Genomic DNA, 4,922 nt, shown 5'->3' with positions numbered 1-4,922 from the left:
TCTCAAAGCATACGATGAATATGAGGATCTGCCAGAGAAGGAAAGAATCGGGGTTTATTCGCTCAACGAGATCGTATCGGAGAAGATCGTCGCTCTTCTTGACCCGGCAAGGAACGAGCCACGCGATCTTTACGATTTGTGGCATCTCATAACCAACGGTCATGTAAATCCAGCCGATTTAATTGAAGCGGTTGAACTGAAAATGAAATTCCGGGGAAAAGAACTGACCGATGTCAAAGAGAATTTTATCCATAAAGAGGCCAGGTTGAAAAAACTCTGGCAAGCCCGTCTGTCTTCCCAGATGATACTCCTACCCGAATTTGAGCAAGTATTTCGGGCGACATTCCGTGAACTGCGACAGGCAAAATATTATTAAAATCTGCTTCTAATAATTTCTCTCACCATTGTATTTTTCGAAATTGAAACAATGCCTAGTTTCCATTTTTAACGTACTCCCCGCCCAAAGGACGAGGATTCTCGGAAACATCGGATTTACGCGGTGCTAAGCGTCCCTCGCAGGGGTTCAGCTATGGCCGAGCTACTTGGGACCACGCCGGGGCCGACGCCGCAATTCCTGGGCAGTTCAAAACTCGAGTTGAAAGATCAAGCTTAGTGGCATCTTGATGTTCAAATCATTTTTCTCTACTATGAAGAATGTCAGAGAATGATCTTGGATTTAAAATCGGGATGCCTTGGAAGCTTTTTAAAATCAGTAAATCTTTATCACCCGTGACAATGTAATCTGCATTTGAGGCAACCGCTAAACCAAGAATTTTTATATCATCAGGATCACGACACACATCCGATGCAAGTGGTACTGGAATTGAAATATTTGAATACTCACGTAGAAGCGCACCAATATTGTCAACAACGTTTGGAGGAAGTTTGATCTTGTGCCGAAGGTTTCTCAGAATTTCATCTAACAAATCATCACTGAGCGCAATATCATACTCGCTGAGACATACTTCCATGATGGATTCACAAAGCCCGCGGGTAGCAAAAGCAGCAATAATAACATTAGCGTCAAGGACAATCTTCATGAAATAGCCCTGAAAACGTCCTCATCGGTTAAAAAACCCTGCGCTTCAGCAAAAGGTAAGGCCTTTTTACGAAGGGCGCGAAATTTTTCGACAGCGACGTATCTCCGTATAGATTCGCGCACAAGATCGCTAACAGGTTTATTCTGCTCCTGACTGAGCTTTTGCAGATCAGACCTTAATTCATTTGGTAATCTTATGGTTATTGTGTTCATGGTAAGACATTGTAACACGAAAATATGAAAAGTCAAGCATTCAATTCACATCCAACAAAACGATCACCGGCCCGAGGACCGAGGACATAGGACCCGGTGGATTGATTAATTGGTCATTTCCTATTTCTTGGGAAAATACTTCACATTGCTTATTTTTTTAAAATCTGAATCCTGAGTCCATATAATGGCTTTGAATTCTTGCGCTGTTGCGAGAATGATGCTGTCCGCCATTGGAAGATTATACTCCAGGCTTAGCCTCGAAGCGGCGATTGCTAATGATGCGTTCAGGTCCACAACCGTTCCTTTCTGCATGGCAGCAACCGCCTGCAGAGCTTCATTTTCACTGGATTCCCGGAGAATGACCTTGAAGACCTCGTATATCGTTACCGTTGGGACAACAAGCGAATCCGAATCAGTTAGCGGGGACAGGAAATGCTTGGCATTAGGCTCATCTGCAAAGTATGCAAGCCAGCCGGAAGAATCTACAATATTCATACTCTATCTTCCTCTCGCTTGAATTCAGTGTTGATACCTTTTAGAAATCCACGGAGCTCTTTGATATCGCGTTCCGGTATAAGTTCAATACGGCCGGCATATTCGATAATCTGCATTTTTTGGCCCGGACGAAGATTCAATGCCTTCCTGACTGTTTTAGGTATAACAACTTGATATTTTGGTGATACGGTTACTGATTGCACATCAACACCTCCATCGATCTGTTTTTGTATTACAATATCATGATCGATACGGTTTTGTCAATATCAATCAGGGCAAACCAGCATGTGTTTGTAGCAGGCTTTCAAAGCCCAGCACGCTTTTAGAAACAAAGACAGATTCTTCGATCTGTTAAAGAGCTGGAGGGGAAAATACTTTTTCCCTAAAAGGATTTTTTTGCCTATTGACAAAGGTGCGGCTCATATGTGTTGGACCTGCATCTTTGCATCACCATCCGCCTTATTCAACTTCAACCCCAAGGCTCGCGTCATTATTTCTGCGGTTTTAACTGTCTGAACTTCTCGTTAACCAAGGCCTTGAGCGCCTGTATGAGAACCTGAAACTCTGCGCTATCCTCGTCTTTGGCCCAGAGTCCAGAATGGAGCAAGAAACCCTTGTGATATTGAATGAGACATAGAGGGTAGCTTGAGTCTTCGTTCTGTCGAATGAGCGGAAGGCAGTCAGGGGTTTGCGGTAATACGGCTCTCCATCTGTTTAGCTTTGTTGGCCCGTTAAGTAGCTCGCCTGCAATCTCTTGGTCTATACTCCGCTGATAAACAATATGTTAATCGTAAGATAGAATTGACCCCCAATCGTCATTTAAAATTGACCCCCCAAAGAAAGGTATATAATCTTCTCCCAAAAAGTGAGGGAGGAGGGAAAAGGGGGAGTGATAAGCATGTATAAGTGGCAACAGGTAAAGGCATTGAGGGCGAAGGGGGAATCGATCAAGGGGATAGCGAGGCGGCTGAACCTATCGAAGAACACGGTGAGAAAGTATCTGAGAAGTTCAGAGCCGCCTGAATTTAAGAAGCGCGACTACGAAAAGATGCTGGACGATTATGATGACAGGACAGGTAAGATGCTCGGCATGGGTTATATAGGAACCAGGATATACAATGAACTTGTGGAGATGGGCTATAAGGGATCTCTTTCTTCAGTGCATCGTTACATAGCCGGGATAAGGACTGAAGAAGAGATAAAAGCTAAGGCGACCACAAGGGTAGAGACAGCACCGGGCAGGCAGATGCAGTATGACTGGAAGGAGTGGGTTCTGCCTGTGGGGGCCAAGCCGGTAAAGCTCTATATCCATCAAGTGATATTAAGCTACAGTCGTAAGAAGTATTACACCTATTCTGTGAGTATAGCCGCCCAGGATGTAATACGGGCGATGGCGGAAGGTCTGGAGTTTTTTGGAGGTGTGCCGGAGGAGGTGGTAATAGACAATCCCAAGCAGATGGTAATAACGCACAGAAAGGACGGAGTAATACGCTACAACGATGAGTTTTTAAAGTTTTGCGGCCTTTATGGTTTAGAGCCGAACCCCTGTGCGAACTACCGGGCAAGGACAAAAGGCAAGGTAGAAAGACCATTTTATTATCTGCAGGAACATCTCCTCAGGGGTCTTGAGGTAGAAGAGCTTTTTCAATTTGACAGTCTGCTTAAAGATTTTACGGGCAAATACAATGCCCGGCCCCACAGCGCCTTAAAAGAAAGCCCTGATGAGAGATTTTCGAGGGAATTTATGTGCTTAAGGGCACTTCCCGCGGTTGAACCAACGGTATTATACGACAGACAGATAAGGAAAGTGACCAGCGACGGGTATATCTCATGGGATGGTAATTTTTATCCGGTTCCGATGCAGCTTTGCATGAGAGAAGTAATGGTAGAGTCAATCTTTGGCAGGATTGTCAAGATTTACGACAGCAAGGGTGAAATAGTTAAGGAACATCAGATAACCCTTTTTAATAAAGGGATCAGGCCCGAGCACCCCGAGCATAAATCTATCAATAAGGCATATGGAGATAAAAAGAAGTGTTTAAGGAGCGCTGTTGCAGAAAGGTTTGTATCTCATTTTGGGTTTACTGGAGAGGAGTATATAACAGGGCTTAAGGACAAAGTGGGAGCAAATCTCTACTGGCATCTTTCAGAGATTCTGGCATGCTGCAAAGTGTATGACCCTGAAGCTGTGAGGAAGGCTATTAAAGATTGTATCCATATCGGCGCTTATCACAAAAACAGTGTATTAAGGCTCCTTGATCCTGTCGGATTAAAAGGTCCGTGCCTGGATGGCGCTTTTTCCTGTACTGGATTGCCGAGGGGCGAAACCATGAGGCCTCTTTCAGTATATGCCGGCATCGGGGAGGTGTGCCATGAGTGAACTCAGGACACGGCTCGAAGGTCAGATGAGGGCATTGAAGCTAAAGGAGATGATCATCTGCTACAATGAATTTGCGGAACGAGCAACTAAGGGCAGCCTCCAGTATGAGGAATATCTGTCATTGCTTTTGGAAGAAGAACTGAGAGTCAAGACGGAACGGTCAGTAAAGACAAAGATATATAAGGCCCGGTTTCCATTTGTTAAGACCATTGAACAATTTGATTTTTCTTTCCAGCCCGGTCTTGGAGAAAAAGAATTGCTGAGACTCAGCTCTCTGGATTTTATAGATAACAAGGATAATCTTATCTTTCTTGGTCCTCCAGGAGTGGGAAAGACTCACCTGGCCGTTGCCTTTGGGGTCAAGGCCTGCCAGGCAAAATATCGTGTACTCTTTATGACTGCCCAGAATCTCATCGAGGATCTAATGCTTTCTGTCAGAGATGGAAGCATCACGGCGAAACTTTTGGCCTATTCGCGGCTTAACCTTTTGGTTATTGACGAGCTGGGATATATGCCTGTTACCAGAGAGCAGGCCAACTTGCTGTTTCAACTCGTATCCATGCGTTACGAGAAGGGATCGATTGTCCTGACCAGCAATTATAACTTTGAAGACTGGGGACAGATATTCCAGGACAATGTGGTGGCTGCGGCCATTATCGACCGGTTGGTCCACCACGCCAGGATATTCTATATTAACGGTTCCAGCTATAGACTAAAAAACAAACTTAAGAAGGGAAACTAAAGGGGGTCAATTTTATTTGCAGATAGGGGGTCAAATGTCTTGACAAACAACAA

Annotated in this window: 7 protein-coding genes; 3 read left to right on the top strand and 4 right to left on the bottom strand. The window is 44.6% G+C overall.

Features of this window, described 5'->3' with window-relative positions; all coding sequences use genetic code 11:
- Nucleotides 1-376, top strand: a 376-nt coding sequence (locus Q7J27_08800; GenBank protein MDO9529244.1) for a nucleotidyl transferase AbiEii/AbiGii toxin family protein, incomplete at its 5' end; no start/stop codon positions are given.
- Between the two features lie 256 nt (nucleotides 377-632).
- Here the strand turns inward: Q7J27_08800 and Q7J27_08795 are convergent.
- The 4 genes from Q7J27_08795 to Q7J27_08780 form a co-directional block, all read right to left on the bottom strand.
- On the bottom strand, nucleotides 633-1,040 hold the full coding sequence (locus tag Q7J27_08795) for a putative toxin-antitoxin system toxin component, PIN family (protein MDO9529243.1): 408 nt from the start codon (nucleotides 1,038-1,040) through the stop codon (nucleotides 633-635).
- The gene (locus tag Q7J27_08790; protein MDO9529242.1) at nucleotides 1,037-1,252 is read right to left on the bottom strand and encodes a ribbon-helix-helix protein, CopG family; all 216 of its coding nucleotides are present in this window, start codon (nucleotides 1,250-1,252) and stop codon (nucleotides 1,037-1,039) included. The genes Q7J27_08795 and Q7J27_08790 overlap by 4 nt, the downstream gene beginning before the upstream one ends.
- A 120-nt stretch (nucleotides 1,253-1,372) precedes the next feature.
- Entirely contained in the window at nucleotides 1,373-1,747 is a 375-nt protein-coding gene (locus tag Q7J27_08785; protein MDO9529241.1) for a type II toxin-antitoxin system VapC family toxin, read from the bottom strand.
- Complete coding sequence (locus Q7J27_08780; GenBank protein MDO9529240.1) at nucleotides 1,744-1,950, bottom strand: AbrB/MazE/SpoVT family DNA-binding domain-containing protein; 207 nt, start codon at nucleotides 1,948-1,950, stop codon at nucleotides 1,744-1,746. The genes Q7J27_08785 and Q7J27_08780 overlap by 4 nt, the downstream gene beginning before the upstream one ends.
- A 695-nt stretch (nucleotides 1,951-2,645) precedes the next feature.
- On the opposite strand from Q7J27_08780, the gene istA reads away from it, so the two are divergent.
- On the top strand, nucleotides 2,646-4,127 hold the full coding sequence (gene istA, locus Q7J27_08775) for an IS21 family transposase (GenBank protein MDO9529239.1): 1,482 nt from the start codon (nucleotides 2,646-2,648) through the stop codon (nucleotides 4,125-4,127).
- Nucleotides 4,120-4,869 (top strand): IS21-like element helper ATPase IstB, encoded by a 750-nt coding sequence (gene istB / locus Q7J27_08770; GenBank protein MDO9529238.1) that lies wholly within the window; start codon nucleotides 4,120-4,122, stop codon nucleotides 4,867-4,869. Before istA ends, istB begins: the two co-directional genes overlap by 8 nt.
- The last annotated feature ends 53 nt before the right edge of the window (nucleotides 4,870-4,922 follow it).

It is taken from the genome of Syntrophales bacterium, from assembly GCA_030655775.1.
In the GTDB taxonomy this organism is placed as follows: Bacteria; Desulfobacterota; Syntrophia; order Syntrophales; family JADFWA01; genus JAUSPI01.
Note: the sequence above shows the minus strand (reverse complement) of the source record. Positions and strands in the feature narration are given on the sequence as shown.

Coding starts and splice junctions, on each gene's coding strand:
- Q7J27_08795 (MDO9529243.1), bottom strand. CDS start 1,040: ATGAAGATTGTCCTTGACGCTAATGTTATTATTGCTGCTTTTGCTACC.
- Q7J27_08790 (MDO9529242.1), bottom strand. CDS start 1,252: ATGAACACAATAACCATAAGATTACCAAATGAATTAAGGTCTGATCTG.
- Q7J27_08785 (MDO9529241.1), bottom strand. CDS start 1,747: ATGAATATTGTAGATTCTTCCGGCTGGCTTGCATACTTTGCAGATGAG.
- istA (MDO9529239.1), top strand. CDS start 2,646: ATGTATAAGTGGCAACAGGTAAAGGCATTGAGGGCGAAGGGGGAATCG.
- istB (MDO9529238.1), top strand. CDS start 4,120: ATGAGTGAACTCAGGACACGGCTCGAAGGTCAGATGAGGGCATTGAAG.